We start from the raw sequence: 19534 nt of genomic DNA, 5'->3' as shown, positions 1-19534 counted from the left end.
GAGGACCATGAGTAATGAAGGCTCTTTACCGGGTCGGGGCTTCCGTGGCTGCCCTGGCCCTCCTTGTGACGGCCGCCGCCTGTTCGAACGAGAACGCGGTAAACCGTGATGACGATGACACCTCCGGCAAGGGCGGTGGCACCTACGGGCTGAAGATCGCGGTCGTCACGCACGGCGCGGCCGGCGACGCGTTCTGGAGCATCGTCAAGAACGGCGTCGAGAAGGCCGGCGGCGACCTCGGCGACACCATCCAGTACAGCAGCGACGGCGACCCGCAGAAGCAGGCGCAGCTGATCGACGCGGCGGTGAACCAGAAGGTCGACGGCCTGGTCGTCTCGATGGCGAACCCGGACGCGCTCAAGGCGTCGGTGGAGAAGGCGGTCGCGGCCGGCATCCCGGTCATCACCATCAACTCCGGCGCGGCCCGCTCGAAGGAGTTCGGCGCGCTCACCCACATCGGCCAGGACGAGAAGGTCGCGGGCGAGGCGGTCGGCGCGGAGCTGAAGAAGCAGGGCGTCAAGAACGTGGTCTGCGTGATCCACGAGGCCGGCAACGTGGGCCTTGAGGAGCGCTGCGCCGCGGTCGCCTCCACGCTCGGCGGCCAGCTGCAGAACCTCCAGGTGGACATCAACAACCTGCAGGCCTCGCAGGCGACGATCAAGGCGAAGCTGCAGGCGGACAGCGCGATCGACGGCGTCGTCACGCTCGGCGGCCCGGTCGCGAACGTGGCCGCCGCAGGCATCGCCGAGGCCGCCTCGCCCGCGAAGCTCGCCACCTTCGACCTGAACGCCGAGGTCGCGAAGGCGGTGCAGGACGGCAAGATCCTGTTCGCGGTGGACCAGCAGCCGTACCTGCAGGGCTACCTGGCCGTCACCATGCTCACCCAGTACAAGTCGAACCTGAACGTGCTCGGCGGCGGCCAGCAGGTGCTCACCGGCCCCGCGCTGGTGACCAAGGAGAACGCGGCACAGGTCGCCGAGCTCGCGGCCGCCGGAAACCGCTGATGACCAGCGCTGCACTGACCGGCGCGGGCGACGAGCGCGTCGCCCGCGTCGGGCTGGTCAAGCGGCTGCTGCTCAAGCCGGAGCTGGGCGGGCTGATCGGCGCCGTGCTGGTCTTCGTCTTCTTCGCGTCGCTCTCGAGCGTGTTCCGGTCGCCGGACGGCGTGGCCAACTGGCTCGACGTCGCGTCGACCTACGGGATCATGGCCGTGGCGGTCGCGCTGCTGATGATCGGCGGGCACTTCGACCTGTCCGCGGGCGTGCAGATGGGCACGGCCGCGATCACCAGCGGCATCCTGACCACCTACTACGGCCTCAACACCTGGGTCGCGCTGCTGCTGTCGCTGCTTGTCTGCCTGGCGATCGGCTTCATCAACGGCTATCTGGTGGTCCGCACCGGGCTGCCGAGCTTCATCATCACGCTCGGCACGTTCCTGATGCTCCAGGGGCTCAACCTGGGCGTGACGAAGCTTGTCACCAACACCGTGCAGGTCAACAACTTCAACCGCATCGTCGGGTACGACGTGCTGCAGAAGATCTTCGCGAGTGAGTTCACGATCGCCGGGGCGCGGTTCCAGATCGCCATCCTCTGGTGGATCGTGGCCACGGCGGTCGGTTCCTGGGTGCTGCTGCGTACCCGCTTCGGGAACTGGATCTTCGCTGTGGGCGGCGACCTCACCGCCGCGCGCAACGTCGGCGTGCCGGTCCAGCGCACCACGATCGTGCTGTTCATGACCACGTCGTTCGCGGCCTGGTTCGCCGGCACCACGCAGATCGTGCGGCTCACCTCGATCCAGGCGCAGGCCGGCTTCGGGCAGGAGCTGATCTTCATCGTGGCGGCGGTGATCGGCGGCTGCCTGCTGACCGGCGGCTTCGGCTCGGTGGTCGGGGCGTCGGTCGGCGCGTTGATCTTCGGGATGACCGCGCAGGGCATCATCTACGCCGGCTGGGACGCGGACTGGTTCAAGTTCTTCCTCGGCGCGATGCTGCTGCTCGCGGTGCTGACCAACCAGTACATCCGCCGCTTCGCCGAACAGTCGAGGAGGTAGCCGTGAGCGAACTCGCGAGCGAATCAGGCAGCTCAGGTGCGACAGTCGACAGCTCCGCTCTGCCGGAGAACGGCGCCCCGCTGCCGGAGAACGGCGCCCCTCTCCTGGAGATCAGGGAGCTGACCAAGACGTTCGGAAGCGTCATCTCGCTGTCCGGCGTCTCCACCACGGTCCGGGCCGGCCAGGTCACCTGCGTGCTCGGCGACAACGGCGCCGGCAAGTCCACGCTCATCAAGATCCTGTCGGGCGTGTACCGGCCGGACGGCGGCGAGCTGCTGATGGACGGTGCGCCGGTGCGGCTCGGCAACCCGCGCGCCGCGCTCGACGCCGGGATCGCCACCGTCTACCAGGACCTGGCGATGGTCCCGCTGATGGCGATCTGGCGGAACTTCTTCCTCGGCTCCGAGCCGACGAAGGGGTGGGGGCCGTTCCGGCGGTTCGACCGCCGCCGGGCGCTCGAGACCACCCGGCGCGAGCTCGGCGAGATGGGCATCGACATCCGCGACCCGGACCAGCCGGTCGGCACGCTCTCCGGCGGCGAGCGGCAGTCGGTGGCGATCGCGCGCGCGGTGCACTTCGGCGCGCGCCTGCTCATCCTCGACGAGCCCACCTCGGCGCTCGGCGTGAAGCAGGCAGGTGTGGTGCTGCGGTACATAGCTGCCGCACGGGATAAGGGGCTGGGGGTCATCTTCATCACCCACAACCCGCACCACGCGTACCCCATCGGCGACAGGTTCTTGATCTTGAACCGTGGTAAGAGCCTTGGCGACCGGGCGAAGTCCGAGATCTCGCTTGCGGAGCTGACCCGGCTGATGGCCGGCGGCGCCGAGCTGGACGACCTCGCGCACGAGCTGGCCCGCGAGCCGGGCGCAGGCGAAACGGCGAAATAGGAGGCGACGGGATGACCGCGACGGCGGAGCGAATCGGTGGCGCGCCCATTTCCTGGGGTGTCTGTGAGGCGCCCGGCTGGGGGCTGGAACTGCCCGCCGGCCGGGTGTTGCAGGAGATGAGCGGCCTGGGTCTGGCGGCGACCGAGCTGGGCCCGACCGGCTACCTCGGGAAGACCCCGGCCGAGGTGCGGAAACTGCTCGATGACAGCGGCCTGCGCCTGATCGGCGGCTTCCTGCCCGTGCCGATGCACATCGCCACCCCCGCGGACCTGGAGGAGGCCGCGGCCGCGATGGACACGCTCGCCTCGGCCGGCGCCACAGTTGTCGTCCTCGCCGCCCGCTCCGCCGACGGCAGCTACGACAACGCCGTGCCGCTCGACGACGCCGAATGGACGCGGCTGTTCGCCACGCTCGCGACGCTTCAGGATCTGGCCCGCGAGCGTGGCCTGCTGCCCACGCTGCACCCGCACGTCGGCACCGCGATCGAGAGCCGGGACGCGGTGCTGCGCCTGCTGGCCGGCAGCGACGTGCCGATCTGCCTGGACACCGGCCACCTGCTGCTCGGCGGCATGCGGCCGGAGGAGCTGATCGCGCTTGCCGCGGACCGGATAGCGCACGTCCACCTCAAGGACGTGGACACCGCGGTCGCCGGCCGCGGCCTGGCCTACCTCGACGCGGTGCGGGCCGGGCTCTACCGGCCGCTCGGCGCGGGTGACCTCGACATACCCGGCATAATCCGGAGCCTGGAGGCCGCGGGCTACCGGGGCTGGTACGTGCTGGAACAGGACTGCGCGCTCGCCGAGGTGCCACCCGCGGGCGAGGGCCCGGCCGACGACGTGCGGCGCAGCGTGAACTATCTGAAGGAGAACGTGTGACCGGGTCCGACCGGATCGGTGTCGGCGTGGTGGGCTTCGGCTGGATGGGCGAGGTACACACCCGCTCCTACCAGCGGGTCCGCCACCACTATCCGCACCTGCCGCTGATCCCCTCCCTGATCGCGGTGGCCGATCCGGCGCCCGGCCGGGCCGCCTCCGCCGCCGCGCAGTACGGGTTCCTGGAGGCGTCGGAGGACTGGCGCACGCTGCTGAGCGACGACCGGATCGGCGCGATAAGCGTCACCGCGCCGAACTTCCTGCACCGGGAGATCGGCACCGCAGTGGTCGCCGCGGGCAAGCACCTGTGGATCGAGAAGCCGGTCGGGGTGGACTCGGCCGACACCCGCGCGGTCGCTCTCGCCGCGTCCGAAGCGGGCGTGCAGAGCACCGTGGGCTTCAACTACCGGGCCGCACCCGCGGTGGCGCACGCGCGGGAGCTGATCGCGGCCGGCGAGATCGGCACCGTCACCAACGCGCGCATCCGGTTCTTCAGCGACTACGCGGCCCACCCGGCCGGCGGCCTGTCGTGGCGCTTCACCCGCGCGGACGGCGGCAACGGCGTGCTCGGCGACCTGGCCTCGCACGCGGTCGACCTGGGCCGGTATCTGCTTGGTCCGCTGTCCGCCCTGGTCGCGGACACCTCGGTGGTCATCCCGTCCCGGCCGACGGTCTCCGGCGCCGGCAGCCACTTCTCCCGCGCGGACGGCCCGCCCGGCGAGGTGGAGAACGAGGACTACGTCTCCGCGCTGCTGCGCTTCTCCTCCGGCGCCCGCGCGGTGCTTGAGGCCAGCCGCGTCGCGGTCGGCGAACAGAACACCTACGGCTTCGAGGTCCACGGCACCACCGGCGCGCTCTCCTGGGACTTCCGGCGGATGGGCGAGCTGCGGGTCAGCACCGGCACCGACTACCAGGACCAGAGCTACCGCACGGTGTACGCCACAGGTGGCCACGGCGACCTGCGGGCGTTCCAGCCCGGCGCCGGCATCCCGATGGGCTACGACGACCTGAAGGTGATCGAGGCTGCCGGCTTCCTCACCTCGATCGCGACCGGCACACCGCACGGGCCCACGCTCGACGACGCGGTGGCCGCCTCACTCGCACTGGACGCGATGTCGGAGTCCGTCCGTACCGGAAAGTGGGTGTCGCTGTGAAGCGCATCGGAATCATCGGCACCGGCATCATGGGCACCGACCACGCCCGGCTGCTGCACACGTCAGTCTCCGGCGCGGTCGTGGCCGGCGTCTACGACCTGGACCCGGTCCGGGCCGCCGAGGTCGCGCAGTCGAGCGGCGGCGCGCGCGTGTTCGGCAACCCGTACGAGCTGATCGTCGACGACGACATCGACGCCGTGCTCGTCGCCTCCTCGGACGACACGCACGAGGAGTACGTACAGGCCTGCATCACCGCCGGCAAGCCCGTGCTCTGCGAGAAGCCGCTCGCCCCGACCGTCGAGGCGTGCACGCGTATCGTCGACGCGGAGGTCAAGGCCGGCACCCGGCTGGTCTCGGTCGGGTTCATGCGCCGCTTCGACCCCGGCTACGCGCAGATGAAGCGGGTGCTCCAGCTCGGCGAGATCGGCGCGCCGCTGATCCTCCACTGTGTCCACCGCAACCCGGCCGCGGTGCCAGGCCTGCCCGGGCCCGCAGTGATCACCGGCTCGGCAGTGCACGAGCTGGACATCACCCGCTGGCTCTTCGACGAGGAGATCGTCGAGGTCTCCGTGCACGCGCCCCGGGCCACGAGCCTCGGCGGCGGCACCCCCGACCCGCAGATCCTGCTGCTGCGCACCGAGTCCGGCATGGTCGCGGACGTGGAAGTGTTCGTCAACGCCCGCTACGGCTACGACGTGCGCGCGGAACTCGTCGGCGAGCTCGGCACTGTCACGCTCGACGGCCCGCCACCCACAGTTCTGCGCCGCGCCGGCATCGACGGGCGGGCGCTTCCGGCCGACTGGCGTCCGCGCTTCGCGGAGGCGTACCGGCTGGAGCTCCAGGACTGGGTGGACGGCGCCGGCAACGCCGCGAGCGCGTGGGACGGCTTCGCCGCGACATTCGCCGCCCAGACGTGCGTGCGCGCGCTGGAGACCGGCACGCCGCAGCGCGTCGAACTGCCGCCGGTCCCGAAGCTCTACCACTGACGCGCGCTGCCCCGATCCCTCAAGATCGGGGCAGCCGTATAGTGCCGGCATGCCGATCGTCCGCCCCGCCGTCCCCGCCGACCTGGACGCGGTCGCCGCGATCTACGCGCACTACGTCACCGACAGCGTCGCCACCTTCGAGGAGACCGTGCCGTCCGCGGACTACTGGGCGGGCAAGCACGCCGACCTCACCGGACGCGGCCTGCCGTTCCTGGTGGCGGTGGACGAGGACCGGATCGCCGGCTACGCCTACGTCGCCCCGTGGCGCACCAAGTCCGCCTACCGCCACACCGTCGAGGACACCATCTACCTGGACCCGGCCGCCACCGGCCGTGGGCTCGGGTCCCTGCTCCTCGGCGACCTCCTCGACGCCTGCCGCACCGCCGGCCTCCACCAGGTCATCGCGGTCATCTCCGACCCCGGCGGCGACGCCTCCGTCGCCCTCCACCGCCGCCACGCGTTCACCGACGCCGGCCGCCTCGCCGATGTCGGCTTCAAGCACGACCGCTGGCTCAGCACCCTCTTCATGCAGCACACGCTAACCCCCTGACCAGCGACAACCCTCTTCCCGCTCTGCCGGTGCCGGATCCCTACCTGGCGGCCGAGCCGGCGGGGAACGCGTTCGGTGCGGGTGCGACGGCGGGGAACGTCACCCCGGTGAGGGTCTCGGAGACGGCCCACAGTCGTTGCTGGACGGCCACCTCGTACGACTCCGGGCTGGAGGCGACAGGCCGCGGGTAGCCCATGATCTCGTTGCGCCCGCCGGGACCGTAGTACTGCCCACCGAGCGCGGCGGGGTCGGTGGCGGCGCGCAGGGTGGGCAGCGCGCCCATCGCCGGCTTCTGGGTGATCAGCGGCGCGAGCCAGGTGAGCGGAAGCCGGAGGGCCGCAGGGGTGTTGCGGGCCAGGTCGGTGCCGGACAGGCCGGGGTGTGCTGCCATCGCGACCGTGGTGCCGTGCGTGGCGAGCCGGCGCTGCAACTCGTACGTGAACATCAGGTTGGCCAGCTTGGACTGACCGTAGGCGGCGACCCGGCTGTACGACCGCTCGGACTGCAGGTCGTCGAAGTGGATCGCGGCCCGGATGCGGTGGCCGGTGCTGCTGACAGTCACCACGCGCGAGCCGGGCACCGGAAGCATCAGGTCAAGAAGCAGCCCGGTGAACGCGAAGTGGCCGAGGTGGTTGGTGCCGAACTGCAGCTCGAAGCCGTCCCTGGTGGTCTGCTTCGGGGTGTGCATCACGCCGGCGTTGTTGATCAGCAGGTCGATCCGGCCGAGCCGGGACCGTAGCGCCGCCGCCGCGGCCCGGACGGAGTCGAGCGAGGTCAGGTCGAGTTCCTGCACTGTCACGTTGCCGGCCAGGCGGGCCGCTGCCTGCTCTCCCTTCTCGGCGTCGCGCACGGCGAGCACAACTGCCGCGCCGCGCTCGGCAAGCGCCTTGGCGGTCTCGTACCCGAGCCCGGTGTTGGCCCCGGTTATCACTGCCACCCGTCCGTGCTGGTCCGGAATGTTCGCGGTCGTCCACGTCGCACTCATGTCGTGCCCCCATCGTTTTAACGTACCTTCGGTATCTTGTATCGATGACTTTAAAGTACCCCCGGTATGTTGTCAACGTACCGGGGGTACTTAAGCTAAAGTGGTGATCGTGACGTTCCAGCGGGCACGAACCGAAGAGCAGCGGGAGGTACGCCGGCGGGCGATCCTCGACGTGGCGTCCGCGATGCTCGACGAGATGCCCGTGGCCGCGGTCACCCTCAACGAGCTCAGTCGCCGGGTCGGCCTGGCGAAGCCGAACGTGTTGCGGTACTTCGAGTCCCGCGAGGCAGTGCTGCTTGAGCTGCTTGACCACTCCCTGGGGGAGTGGCTGACCGACCTGGCGGGTGAGCTGGCCGCCGGCGTCGACGAAGGCCTGCCCATGGCGGAGCGGGCGACGGCGGTGGCCGAGGTCGTCAGCCGCACGCTCGCCGGCCGGGTGGTGCTGTGCGACCTCTTCGGCGCACAGGGCGGCGTCCTGGAGCACAACGTCTCAGTCGAGGTGGTCGCACGCTACAAGCGCGCCTCCCTGGACCGCCTGGCCACCATGGCCGCGCTGCTCACGAAGTACCTGCCGGAGCTGGGGGAGAACGCGGCACTGTTCAGCCTGCAGACCATGATCACGGCCGGCGCCCTGTCCGCGTACAGCACACCCCCGCCCGCCCTGCTCGCGGCGTACCAGGCCGAGCCCGAGCTGGGTCGCTTCCACCTCGACCTGCCGGACTTCCTAAGGCTGTCCGTGACGGCCACCCTGCTGGGCGTGCTTCCCCGCGCCTGAGCGCGTTGTGCCATGAATCGAGGCGGCCCGCGCTCGTCTCGCTCGAAACCTAACGGCCTGCCCGCCCGTACCCCCGGCGGTGCCCTTTGCTCGGTGTGTGCGGCTAGGGTCGTTGATCATGTACTGGGATCCGATGCCGGCGGTCGCCGCGTCCGCGGGCCTGCCGATCGTCGATCACCCCGAGGCAGGACGGCCGCTGGGGCCACCGGAGGAATATCTCCGCGGCCGCTGGGAGGAGCGCGACTGGCGTAACGTGCCGGGCCCGTTCTACGGCGCGCGGACCGACTCGTGCTGGGTGGGCCGCGAGGTCGCCCCACGCCATGTCGTCTACGAGGACGAGTTCGGCAGCGAGATCGTCTACCGGCAACCCGGGAACGCCGGCGAGGTGCACCGGCTGCTGACCGCAGCCTGGAACGATCCGTTCCGCGCCTACGCCGCCGACGGAGACACGCACTGGACGCTCCCGCTGGTGTCCGAGTGGTGGGCCGGCCGCGCCCGGCTGACCGCCTGGATCGACGCCGTGCAGCGCCAGTGGTCCGTCAGCGCCCGGGCCGACGAGCGGGAGAACGCCGCAGGTCTGAAGGACTTCGCCGACTATGTGGCCGGCGGTCTCGAAGGGCAGCTCCGCGCATACGGTTTCTGGCTCGACAACCGCCGCCCGCCCCAACCCCACGACACGCTTCCCGACCTGCACCTATAGCCCTCGCACGCATGCCCGGTGTTTCCCGCTCCGCGCCGGCGGCGTCATCGATCATGTCGGGTATCCGGTCGCGGTGCGGCCAACACCATCGCAAGTGAGTTCTGCAGTCTGCACAGGCCGGCAAGTATCGCCGCGAGAATCACCTGCATGCCGAAGGCCACACAGGCTGGTCGTGTCCCGTCGGCTGACTCCGGTGAACCCTTCGGCGGTGCGGGGGAAGCGGGCCACCATACGCAATTGAAGCCGTGCCGCGGTGCCGGCACGTCCGGCCAACGACATGGGTACAGCGATGACGACGAGCGGAAGGCCTGTGAGGCCACGCATGACGGTGTCGACGACCCACCGGCGTCCTCGCGATCGGGCCGGTCGATCGGATTCGGTGGGACCGGCGGTGCTTCGAGCCGCGCGCATGCCAGGATTCTGCCGCTTCGCGACACCTTCGGGCACCGGGTTTCAATGCAGGGTTTCTCCCTAGTTCTGTTCACGGTCGGCATCTCGGGCGCGGGCGACGCCACTTTTCCAGCGTGGCGAGACCGCCGGTCATTGGCCTTCGCGCTGGTACTCGCATCGGCCCGAACGGTTGCAGCATTCGATTTCACATCGCGGCACTTTGCCTCCGGCACGTGTCCACCGCAGCGCCTAACGTCTTCCTCGACCGGATGACAGATCCGGTCGACCACGGGGGTAGGGAGCATTTATGTCCACTCTGGACTTTCGAATCCTGGCGCGCGTCGCGGTGGCGGTCGTCGCAATGGCCGGTGCGCTCGCCGCGGGCGGACCGGCGATCGCCGGAAAACCCGCCGCGTTCGGACCGGCGGTCGCCGGAAAGACCGCCGCGGTGGCGGAGGCGGTCAGTCCGACAATTACGCCTGCGGCCCGGCGCACCTACATCGTCGACTTCGGTGAGTCGCACTCGTGCCCGGCGGGGAACCTCTGCCTGAGTGTCCTGGACCCGACGGTCGGCAAGTTCAAGATCTTCGAGCTTTACGACTGCAATCGGTACGACCTGCACAACTTCTACGACAACGGCTTCTGGTCGAACCGTCAGACCGGCAACGTCCGGTCGTACTTCTACGACCAGAACGGCACTGTGCTGGCGACGTTCTCCTCGACCGATCCGATGCCGCGCGACGGATCGCAGAACTGGAGCCCGGTCTGGTCGGTCCGCAACTGCTGATCACGCACCCCCGCCGCCGGCCCGCGAGGACAGGCCGGCGGCGGGCGCGTGAGGCGTAACCCTCCCGCGAACGCCATCAGCGGGAGGTCATGAATCGAGTCGTGCATTGCTCTGGGTCCGGGCACAGCGCTTCACCCGGCTGCCTCGGGCCGCACCATCCGCCGCCCCCTGGCGACCTGGGCGAAGGCCGGTGCTCCTGGCGCCGATCACGCTGAACGCCTTGTCCTGCCAGTGGAGCACTGCCGGTCTGGGTTCATCGGATCGAGGCGGCCTCGATCCTCAAGTCAATTGCGTCGGATCTGCAGCCCACCAAGAGGGTTGCGGCTATGCAATGGAAGGCCGCGCACGAAACGGTCCACGGTTGCGGAGGGCATTTTTTCGGCCTTTTTGGCGAATTCCTCGAGGTTTCGGAAGAGGAAGGGGCCGGTATGCTGCGCGGCCTCTCGTTCAACGATCACAAAAGGTTCTATTGAATACCAGACATGGACAATGCGGTCGCGGAGCACCGCGATTATCTGCCGATCCTGGAGAACTCCGAGCGCCGTGAGTGCCGCGAACAACTGGTAGTAGTAGGCAACATCGTAGATCTTGGCGCGCACGTCGTCGGGTAGTCCGGAGATCCCTGCGGTCGGCTCATGTTCGACCGGAAGTCGCGTACAGACGAATCGGTAATTGTCGTTGAATTCGACGGAGCGAAACTGTGCCAGGAGGTCGATCATCACCGGGACATAATTGGCATTTCGCATATGGGTGACTTGCCTGGCCGCGAATATTGCAGAGACGAGGAGCGCCAAGAGGGAAACTAGAAGGGCAGCAACGCCGAGCACCTGACCGTCCATATTCGCATTGTGCGTGCCCCAGGCAAACGTCCCGTGCCGTACCCCCGTGCGGTCTAGTGATCGACGGTTGTGGTTGGTGCGGTGCCGAGGGATTCAACGGTTCGTAGGCTCAGCCGGTGGTAGATGTCGGTTGGCTCGGTCTCTCGTGCCTGGACATAGGCGTTCTCGAAGAAGTTGAGGAACGGGGCGCCGCGCATGCGACGTTCCGTCTCGATATAGGGTGCCAGTGCCTCCCATACCTGCCGAAGGCGATAGTTTCCGATACTCAGGATGATCCGTCGATCCACGAGGCCGAACGCCAGCATGATGCCGAGGTTCTCATACATGAAACCGACATTCCATGCCTTTGCGGTGGCTGGCTCGGGCAGAGCGTCGATGCCGAGTTGAGGATCGTGTTCCTCGCGCAGGCGGGTGACCACATATCGCTGGTCGGCCTGGAAGGTCCGATCGCCGAACTGCGCGATCAAGACGTCGGTGGTCGCCTGCAGGTTGCTCGACTTGCGAGTAATGATCATCTGACGAACTGCCGTCCAGCTCGACACGATGATCGCGACCACCGACAGGGCAAGGCCAATAATGCTGATCATCGCGTCACGCGCCTATGGGTGCGCCCCGCATGCAGGGAGTGTGATTCACTGCCTGATAGCGCCAACCCTGTGCCAGTCGTGATCGACTCCGTGGGTGCGAGTGCCGGGAAATCGTCCATACCTCCACTGTGACTAAGCCGGTCCACAGCCCGCCGCCAAGCAGACAGCCGCATGTCTGTCACCCCGACATCTGTCCGGATCTGCCGCGAGTCGCGCGCCCGAAGCGTTATGGCCGGTCAGCGGCGGCGGACGTGTGCTTTCGCGTCTGCTACGGATCACAAGCCTTGGCTTCCGCACTGTGTTCGTTCGTAGCTATTGCCGACCGCGCCAGACGGTCTCTTGACCTGCGTCAGCGAGTTCGCCCGGGTGCTCATGCCGGGTGCCTGGCTGCTGACGGCCTTCCAGTCCGGTGATTGCCGACCAGTGGAGCGCACCAGCGCCTACGGGCATCCGGTAGCCCTGACCAACTACCGTCACGCCCCCAGCACCTGATCGCGGTGCTCACCGAGACGGGCTTTGACGTCCGTACCCACCTGCACCGTGGCGCTGAAGGGACCGAGAAGACTCCGCAAGCCGTCCTGCTTGCCCGTCGACGAAGCCGAGCCACATCCGACCTTGCCGCTGGCCAGACGCCATGCCCTACCGCGCCGCCCGGCTTCCGCTCTTGCCGACTTGGGGGCGTGCCGCAACCGTCGAGCCGCTCTGCCGTCATTGAGCCCTTTTCATCATGCGTGGCGGTCAGCTTCGACGTGGTGCAGAACCAGGATGGCCTGCACAATCACGGTGGCTCGGCGGGCGCAGCAGCGCAGCTTGGTCAGTAGTTTCCAGGTCTTCAGGGTGGCGATGGCTCGTTCGCCGCGGGCGCGGATCTGGGCGTGCTGTCGGTTGTAGCGCTTCTGCCAGCGTTGGAGTTTCGGTCGGGACCGGTGGCGTTTGTACGAGACGCGGATGGTGCCGCCGGCGCCTTGATAGCCCTTGTCGGCGAGGGTCATGACGTCTGCACTGGTCAGGGCGTCGATGATGCCGAGTTGGCGGGCGGCGTTCAGGTCGTGGGTGCGGCCGGGCAACGCGGCCGAGGCCCGGATCAGTCTGCCGGCCGGGTCGGCTATGACCTGCACGTTCACGCCGTGCCGCTTATGTGTGATGCCCCTATGAATGTCAACCAGGTAAGGCTGGTGAGGGTGGCTGCGAAGCGGTGATGATTTTGTAGATCGTGCGGGCGAGGTAGCGCTTCAAGCAGCGGATCACTTCCCGCTTGGTGCGGCCCTCGGCGGTGCGTCGTTGTAGGTAGTTCTTGGTCGGGAGGTGCCATCGCAGGCGGATCAGCACCGCGCGGTAGAGCGCGGCGTTGGCCTGACGGTCTCCTCCTCGGTTGAGGCGTAACCGGTGTGTCTTGCCGGACGATGCCTCCACCGGGCTGACGCCGCACAAGGCGGCGAATGCGGCCTCAGTGGTCAAGCGTTGCGGATTGTCGCCGGCTGTCACGAGTAGGGTGGCCGCGGCGTCCGGGCCGATGCCCGTCACCTCCATGAGCTCGGGCGCCGTCGCGGTGATCGCCATGGTGATCCGCTGCTGCAGTGCGGTGATTTCAGCGGCCAGCAGCTGAATGCGTCGCGCCAGCAGTCGTAGTACGTAGACGACCGCCGCGGAACCAGCGTCGTTGCCGTCGTTGAGTTCGGCGCAGCGATGGATCAGTTGTCGCGTGTTGAGGGCTGACAGTTGCTCACGCAAGACTGGATCACTGCTGACGAGAATCGCCTTGAGCTGGTTGATTGCCTGCACACGGGCTTGACGGCCGAGTCCTTCGCTACTTTGAGCACGCGGATGTCCTCGACTGGTCCATCGGCGGACTTGGCCAGCGCTGTCGCCTCGCCACTGAGCACCGCTCTCGCGGCAGACTCGGCATCAACGGCATCGGTCTTGCCACGCCGGCGGCGCGTGGCGCGGTCAGGGCGGTTGACCTCGATGACCTTCACGTCTGCGGCCCGCAGAGCCCGCGTCAGTCCCGCACCATACGAACCGGTTCCTTCGACTCCTGCGACGTTGAGCGGCGCGAAGGAGCAGGCCCAGGCGATCATCTGCTGGTATCCGACCGCGGTCGCCGGAATGAGCGGGTTCCCAGCAGCGCGCCGGTGCTACTGAGAACAACGGCAACGTGCATGTCCTTGTGGGTATCGACGCCCAGCACGACCTCGTCGTTCGTCCGCGACGTGCCTGCGGCGTTATTCCCCTGCGACACGGGCGTCATGACATCCTCTCCTGTTGCCTGCACCGTTCTGAGCCGCCGTGTCCGCCCGGCCCAGCGGTCAGGACTGTGACGACGCCTGAGCAGCGGCAAGGCCCCTATAGGGACACGCTGACTCCGAGGCGGCCGGCAGCACATGCCGTGATGAGCCAGGCCGACAGATCAAACACAAGGCACCGAAGGCCAGCCAGAGTACGGGTCAGGCCGGGCTCATCACGGACATCCATGATCCTCACAGCCGGAGTAGTAGGGCCGCTGGTCGGCGACCCGGTCGATCGGGATCAGGGTGCCGTCGAGGATGGCGAAGGTCAGCCTGCGGATGCGGTCCATGGCGGTGGCCAGGTCGTCTGCGGCAGCCGAGAGCAGGTCGACGGCTTCACGGACATAGCGCCAGGCGGTGGCCACGCCGATACCCAACCCGGCGGCCAGGCGCGTGTAGGTGTCACCGTTGCGCAGGGGCGCCAGAGTGAGTAACACCTGTTCACCAGGGTTGAGGCGCTGCCGTCGGGAGCCGCGTTGGCGGCGGTGGGCGCGGATGTGGTCGGCGAGGTGGCTCAGGCTCTGATTGGACAGCGGAATCGTGCCGGGGTAAGACAGCGCAGCGAGGCTCCCGGTCGGGGCATCGGATCTTGGTCGACTGCTGTCTTACCTGGAGCCTCGCCTTCATCGATATCCGGGCCACCCACGTCTGCCGTGACCAGCACCGTCAGGTTGGGAAAGGCTCACTCATTCGGATTCGATATCGCGTTATGACGACGCCTTGGGGTGTGGTCGTTGGCGGGGTTTTCGTTGAGGGTGGATGGTCTGGAATCGCGAATGATGAAAGGTCTGGCGTGGATTAGATGCTGTTTCGGGGCGGTGGTGGGCGTCGGTGCGTGAAATGCTTCTCTCGTGGGGCAGTTACAGTTATTTACCACGGCGACCCTGGCCGGGATGCGGGACCGCAGCGCATCCCGGAATTACTCACCTGCGCGTGACGAATTCCGGCGAATTCACCAGCGGCACCGCGACTGGGGAAAGCGCCACGGTCATATCGAACGCCTGCGTCGGTTGCGCGGCTGTTCCTATGCCGACGCAACTGCCGTGGTGGACGGTATCCGTGTCGACCGCGACCACGCCACGACCGGCACTCCCGCGACCTGCCCACCCGACCATCGCACACCTCCCACCGCGGATGGGGACGAGGCCCAGGTCGGGGCAGGTCGAGCCGGCACGCACCTGCCTCCTCGAACCACGCCACCAACGGCAGCCCACAACGAGCCCGACAAGTCCGGTCATCACCACGGCAGCTTGCCGGCCGCATCCCTTGGCGGTCGCAAGCATTCCTCGCGCCGGACGGCGACCACCGAAGAACCCGTCGTCGAGGAGCACAAAGCCGCGCCGCATAAATGTACCGTCATGCGGCAGTCGGAGCTTGCCGCGACCATCCGAGGCGCCCTCATTCGACTTACGGAGAAAAATCCTTCGTTGAATCGGTACGTGCGGCACGCGTCGGCAATGCAGGACCGATGTCGAACCCTGGTAAATAGCCAGACCCGCGCACCGCCGTGCCATCTAGGGCGCAGCTTGAAGGCATTTACTGAGGTTTCGCGGTCGAGGTGCGAGTCGGGCACTCCGCGCCCGGAATTTGGTATATAGAAGCCCTGGCGCGCCCTCACCCTGACCGCGAAAGGTCAGTAGTAAACCTGGGGTGGCGCAGGGCGTCGAAGTCAGGCCGCGGTACCGGTGCCGGGCGCGATTACGCGATCCCGCGCGGTTGCGGGCGACGGGAGCTGGTCGCGGAAACGGCCGCGGTGCTGGTCTGGGCGCCGGGTGCGGCGCTGGTCGCGGAAACGGCTGCGGGTGCTGGTGGCGGCGTTGGTCGCGGAAACGGCTGCGGCGCTGGTCGCGGAAACGGCCGCGGTGTTGGTCTGAGGGCCGGGTGCGGGGCTGGTCGCGGAAACGGTTGCGGTGCTGGTGGCGGTGTTGGTCGCGGAAACGGCTGCGGCGCTGGTCGCGGAAACGGCCGCGGAGCTGGTACCGGTGCCGAGTGAGGAGCCGGTCGCGGGGCCGGGCGTGATGCTGGGTGCGGAGACGGAGACGGAGACGGGGGCGGGGGCGGAGCGGCTGAGGGGGCGGGGCGTGATCTCGATGGAAGGGGGCGGCCGTCCGTGCCCTAACGATGATCTTGGTTGGTCTCGGACGTGGAGGGGCGGGGGCGCAGGCGGGGTTCCAGGAGGCCGGCTACGGCGCGCAGCGCCCGGGCGGCGCGGGGGACGGAGAAGGACGGGGTGGGGGCGGCCATCGTGAGGGCGGCGGTGAGGCGGCCGGCTGGGCGGACAGGGACGGCGACGCCGGTCATGCCGGGCTGGAACTCCTCCCGGTCGAGGGCGTAGCCGCGGCGGCGGGTGGCGTGCAGGTCGGCCCGCAATGCCATCAGGCCGGTGACGGTGGCCGGGGTGCGGGCGGTCAGCCGGAGGCGGGCGAGCAGGGGGTCGAGGCGCTCGGCCGGGGTGAAGGCGAGCAGCGCCTTGCCCGCGCCGGTGCAGTGCGGGGGGAAACGGCCGGCGACGCGGGTGGCGAGTCTCGGGTGGCCGTGGCCGTCGACCTTGAGGAGGTAGATGACGTCGTCGCCGTCCAGGGTGGCCAGCTGGGCGGTCCAGCCGAAGGCGGCGTGCAGGTCGCGCAGGTAGGGGGCGGCCACGTCGAGGAGCGTCATGCCGGCCTGGGCCGCCTGGGTGCCCAGCTCGAAGAGGCGGAGACCGAGACGCAGGCCGTCCGGGCCGCCGTCGGCGAGCAGGCGCTGGGCGAGCAGGCGGGAGACGATGCGGTTGCAGGTGGCCTGCGGCAGGCCGGTGACCCGGGCCAGGTCGCGGCGGGTGCTGTGCGGGTGGGCGGCGACGGCGTCGAGGAGCGCGGTCACCCGGCCGATCATCGACTGGTCCACCGGCCGATTCTGGCATCGGACCACGTGGCGCGGTGGAGAGGCCGGCCGGTCTCGGCGGCCGTGTGCCCGTCACGGCGGGTGCCGTGTGCCCGTCACGGCGGGTACCGAGCGCCCGTCACGGCGGGTGCCGAGTGCCCGTCACGGCGGGTGCCGTGTGCCCGTCACCGCAGGTACCGAGCGCCCGTCACGGCGGGTGCCGAGTGCCCGTCACCGCGGGTACCGAGTGCCCGTCACGGCGGGTGCCGGGCACCTCTGCGATCCGCCGCCACTCGCACGGCGGCGGCCACCCCGGGGCCACCCGGGGGCCGGGGCGGCCGCCGCCGTGCACCGGGTCAGACCGGCAGGGCGACCGGGTGCAGGAGGAGCCCAGGACCAGGCCGGACAGGCCGTCGGCGCGGGGCGCGGCCAGGCAAAGAGGAGGCGGTCTGCCGGAGCACGCCGCCGTTCTCGACCGTCCAGACCTGGGCGGCCGACGAGCTGTTTGCCCGACAGCGGCACCGGCCCCGCCAGGCCCGCCGGGAGGATCCGGGCGATCCGCCGCTCCCGGCCGGACCGGGGGCGGCGGTGCATGCATCACGTCAGGCGCGGTACCACTTCTGGTTGACGCTACCCGCGCACTCCCAGATCTGCAGTTGCGCGCCGTTCTCCGGGTTCCAGTCCTTGATGTCGAGGCACTTGTCGGCCTGCGGGTTGACCACGTCACCGGCGTCGGTGAGCACCCACTGCTGTGCCGGGCCGCCGTTGCAATAGGCGAGTTGGACGGCAGCGCCATTGTCTCCGGAACCCCAGGCGATGTCCATGCACAGGTTGCCCTTGCCCATCAGCCGTCCGTCGACGAACGCCCACCTCTGCGCCTCGGTGCTCGCACAGTCCCAGACCTGCAGGTGTACGCCGTCCGCGAAGTTGGCGTTCGGCGCGTCGAGGCACTTGCCCATCCAGTAGTTGACGAGCCTGCCGGTGGTGGACGGGTCCGGGTCGGCGAGGGCTCCGGTGCGCAGGTCCTCGGCCGGAGCGACCGGCGCCTGGCCGGTGCCGTTTCCGTGGAAGGTGACTGTGAAACCCGTGCACTCCTTGCACTCGAACATCGTCTGGTTGCCCGCCATCGCGTCCATCTTGGACCAGCTGTACGCCTTGGGGCACACGCCGGCGACCGCACGGCTGTAGTCGGTCTCCACGTCCCGGTTCGGGTTGATGCAGTTCAGCGGTGTCCCCCGGTCGTCGCGGACCAGGTTGGCAGCGGGGCAGCTCGGCAGGAACGGCTTCGCGCAGCCGGCCACGCCGCAGTGCTGCGAGCCCTCCTGCGGCGCCGGTCCGCCGGTCGGCGTGATCGTGATCGGCAGCGACACCGCGTTGACGTAGCTGATGTTGTACCAGACCGCGGTGAGCGCGTCGGACGGATCGAAGTTGAACTCGGCGAGGCTTACCGGCTGCTCGGAGTTGATCGCGCAGTGGTCGGCGGCGTTGCCGCAGTCGCCGACCGCGCAGTGGAATGTGCTGCCCGATTCGCCTGTGCACTGCTGCCGGGGGAAGAACTTGCCCCGCCAGTGGCCCGGTCCGGAGCTCTCCGGGATCTCGATGGTCGCCCGCTGCCCCGGCTCCAGGATCGGCAGGCTGCCGAAGTTCTGTGACCCGTCCGCGTTGACCGTGCTGCCGACCCAGACCTTCTCGCCGCTGTCATTGACGAAGGTGACCGTGTGATTCGCACTGGTCTGCGCCTTGGATTCACCGGCCTGCCCGTCGCCGGACCCGCCGATCAGTGTGCTGACCGCCAGTAGGAGTACCGCGATGGCGGTCAGTACCGCAGCGAACGAGCTGCGTGCGGCTAACGATGAGTCTCTACCCGGCATACCACTCACTCTGGTCGGCATCGGCGTGGGCGGTCTACGTCCCAGAAAGAGGTCTCCGCGCTGCGGCGGCGACGCGTGTCCCGCCGCATCCGGGCCGGGAGAGGGGCGATGGTGAGCACCGCCGTCACCTGACGACTCACTCAGTGAGCTTCGGGTCGAGGCTCGGCGGCCGGCGGCCGTACCGTCGCAGGTGTTTGATCGTGATGGGGGTGGTCATGGAGGTGTGTGTCGTCACCGGCGGGACGCGCGGAATCGGCGCCGCGATCGCGCGTGAGCTGGCCGGTGTGCCGGGGCGGGCGCTGGTGCTCGGCTATCGGCGCGATCACGGGCGGGCCCGCGCGATCGAGGCGGAGCTGCACCGGCCGGACAGCCCGGTACGCGCGGTGAGCTGCGACGTCGCGGATCCGAACCAGGTACGGGCGCTGTTCGGCGTCGCGGACGAGCTGGGCGGGCTGACCGGGCTGGTGAACAACGCGGCCGTGCTGGAGCGGCAGGCCGGGTTCGGTGAGATCACGCCGGAGCGGTGGGCGCGGATCCTCGGCGTCGACGTGATCGGGCTGGCGGAGTGCTGCCGGGCCGCGATCGCCCGGATGGGGGAGGGCGGTGTGATCGTCAATCTGTCGTCGCGGGCCGCGGTGCTCGGGGCGCCGGGGGAGTACGTGGACTACGCGGCCGCGAAGGCGGCGGTCGACACGATCACGCGCGGGCTCGGGCTGGAGGTGGCGCCACGCGGCATCCGGGTGGTCGGGGTGCGGCCCGGCGTCATCGACACGGAGATCCACGCCTCGGGCGGCGACCCGGACCGGGCCCGGCGGGTGGGCCCGTCGCTGCCGCTCGGGCGCGCGGGCACGCCGGAGGACGTGGCGCGCGCGGTGGCCTGGCTGCTGTCCCCGGCCGCCGCCTACGTCACGGCCACCACCATCGACGTGTCGGGCGGCCGCTGAGACGGCT

The 19534-nt window shown here is 69.1% G+C and carries 17 protein-coding genes and 3 pseudogenes; 11 read left to right on the top strand and 9 right to left on the bottom strand.

The window, feature by feature from the left end; all coding sequences use genetic code 11:
- The first annotated feature begins 44 nt into the window (after positions 1-44).
- The 7 genes from ACIA8K_RS03925 to ACIA8K_RS03895 are packed head-to-tail and all read left to right on the top strand — an operon-like array spanning position 45 to position 6502.
- On the top strand, positions 45-1004 hold the full coding sequence (locus tag ACIA8K_RS03925; protein WP_396054686.1) for a sugar ABC transporter substrate-binding protein: 960 nt from the start codon (positions 45-47) through the stop codon (positions 1002-1004).
- Entirely contained in the window at positions 1004-2050 is a 1047-nt protein-coding gene (locus ACIA8K_RS03920; RefSeq protein ID WP_396054684.1) for an ABC transporter permease, read from the top strand. Before ACIA8K_RS03925 ends, ACIA8K_RS03920 begins: the two co-directional genes overlap by 1 nt.
- A gap of 2 nt (positions 2051-2052) precedes the next feature.
- Positions 2053-2940: an ATP-binding cassette domain-containing protein gene (locus tag ACIA8K_RS03915; protein ID WP_396054682.1), complete on the top strand. Its 888-nt coding sequence runs from the start codon at positions 2053-2055 to the stop codon at positions 2938-2940.
- Positions 2941-2951: 11 nt separating this feature from the next.
- Complete coding sequence (locus tag ACIA8K_RS03910; RefSeq protein WP_396054680.1) at positions 2952-3815, top strand: TIM barrel protein; 864 nt, start codon at positions 2952-2954, stop codon at positions 3813-3815.
- Entirely contained in the window at positions 3812-4966 is a 1155-nt protein-coding gene (locus tag ACIA8K_RS03905; RefSeq protein WP_396054678.1) for a Gfo/Idh/MocA family protein, read from the top strand. Before ACIA8K_RS03910 ends, ACIA8K_RS03905 begins: the two co-directional genes overlap by 4 nt.
- Positions 4963-5952 carry a Gfo/Idh/MocA family oxidoreductase gene (locus ACIA8K_RS03900; protein ID WP_396054676.1) on the top strand — a complete coding sequence of 330 codons (990 nt, stop codon included), beginning with the start codon at positions 4963-4965 and terminating at the stop codon, positions 5950-5952. Before ACIA8K_RS03905 ends, ACIA8K_RS03900 begins: the two co-directional genes overlap by 4 nt.
- Before the next feature lie 49 nt (positions 5953-6001).
- Complete coding sequence (locus ACIA8K_RS03895; protein WP_396054674.1) at positions 6002-6502, top strand: GNAT family N-acetyltransferase; 501 nt, start codon at positions 6002-6004, stop codon at positions 6500-6502.
- A 40-nt stretch (positions 6503-6542) separates the two neighbouring features.
- On the opposite strand, the gene ACIA8K_RS03890 is transcribed toward ACIA8K_RS03895, so the two are convergent.
- Positions 6543-7487: an SDR family NAD(P)-dependent oxidoreductase gene (locus tag ACIA8K_RS03890; RefSeq protein WP_396054672.1), complete on the bottom strand. Its 945-nt coding sequence runs from the start codon at positions 7485-7487 to the stop codon at positions 6543-6545.
- 109 nt (positions 7488-7596) lie between these two features.
- Between ACIA8K_RS03890 and ACIA8K_RS03885 the strand changes: the two genes are divergently transcribed.
- From ACIA8K_RS03885 to ACIA8K_RS03875, 3 genes are all read left to right on the top strand, one after another.
- Complete coding sequence (locus tag ACIA8K_RS03885) at positions 7597-8262, top strand: TetR/AcrR family transcriptional regulator (RefSeq protein WP_396054670.1); 666 nt, start codon at positions 7597-7599, stop codon at positions 8260-8262.
- Between the two features lie 118 nt (positions 8263-8380).
- The gene (locus ACIA8K_RS03880; protein ID WP_396054668.1) at positions 8381-8962 is read left to right on the top strand and encodes a ferredoxin; all 582 of its coding nucleotides are present in this window, start codon (positions 8381-8383) and stop codon (positions 8960-8962) included.
- A gap of 697 nt (positions 8963-9659) precedes the next feature.
- Positions 9660-10139 (top strand): hypothetical protein, encoded by a 480-nt coding sequence (locus ACIA8K_RS03875; protein ID WP_396054666.1) that lies wholly within the window; start codon positions 9660-9662, stop codon positions 10137-10139.
- A 284-nt stretch (positions 10140-10423) separates the two neighbouring features.
- Here ACIA8K_RS03875 and ACIA8K_RS03870 read toward each other — a convergent pair whose 3' ends face one another.
- The 8 genes and pseudogenes from ACIA8K_RS03870 to ACIA8K_RS03835 all read right to left on the bottom strand — a co-directional run bounded on the left by ACIA8K_RS03870 (position 10424) and on the right by ACIA8K_RS03835 (position 18583).
- Complete coding sequence (locus tag ACIA8K_RS03870) at positions 10424-10978, bottom strand: hypothetical protein (RefSeq protein ID WP_396054664.1); 555 nt, start codon at positions 10976-10978, stop codon at positions 10424-10426.
- A 53-nt stretch (positions 10979-11031) separates the two neighbouring features.
- Positions 11032-11565, bottom strand: coding sequence for a hypothetical protein (locus tag ACIA8K_RS03865; RefSeq protein ID WP_396054662.1), 534 nt, complete (start codon positions 11563-11565; stop codon positions 11032-11034).
- 725 nt (positions 11566-12290) lie between these two features.
- Positions 12291-12704 (bottom strand): annotated as a pseudogene (locus tag ACIA8K_RS03860) (transposase family protein); the annotation flags it as partial.
- A 19-nt stretch (positions 12705-12723) separates the two neighbouring features.
- Positions 12724-13813 (bottom strand): annotated as a pseudogene (locus tag ACIA8K_RS03855) (IS110 family transposase).
- A 234-nt stretch (positions 13814-14047) separates the two neighbouring features.
- Positions 14048-14407: pseudogene (locus ACIA8K_RS03850) on the bottom strand (transposase family protein); the annotation flags it as partial.
- Positions 14408-14773: 366 nt separating this feature from the next.
- Positions 14774-14926: a hypothetical protein gene (locus ACIA8K_RS03845; RefSeq protein WP_396054660.1), complete on the bottom strand. Its 153-nt coding sequence runs from the start codon at positions 14924-14926 to the stop codon at positions 14774-14776.
- Positions 14927-15965: 1039 nt separating this feature from the next.
- Positions 15966-16736: an IclR family transcriptional regulator gene (locus ACIA8K_RS03840; RefSeq protein WP_396054658.1), complete on the bottom strand. Its 771-nt coding sequence runs from the start codon at positions 16734-16736 to the stop codon at positions 15966-15968.
- 578 nt (positions 16737-17314) lie between these two features.
- On the bottom strand, positions 17315-18583 hold the full coding sequence (locus ACIA8K_RS03835; RefSeq protein ID WP_396054656.1) for a thaumatin family protein: 1269 nt from the start codon (positions 18581-18583) through the stop codon (positions 17315-17317).
- A gap of 215 nt (positions 18584-18798) precedes the next feature.
- On the opposite strand from ACIA8K_RS03835, the gene ACIA8K_RS03830 reads away from it, so the two are divergent.
- Entirely contained in the window at positions 18799-19527 is a 729-nt protein-coding gene (locus ACIA8K_RS03830; protein ID WP_396054654.1) for an SDR family oxidoreductase, read from the top strand.
- The last annotated feature ends 7 nt before the right edge of the window (positions 19528-19534 follow it).

The organism is Catenuloplanes sp. NPDC051500 (assembly GCF_044454585.1).
In the GTDB taxonomy this organism is placed as follows: Bacteria; Actinomycetota; Actinomycetes; order Mycobacteriales; family Micromonosporaceae; genus Catenuloplanes.
This window is presented reverse-complemented; position numbering and strand designations above follow the sequence as displayed.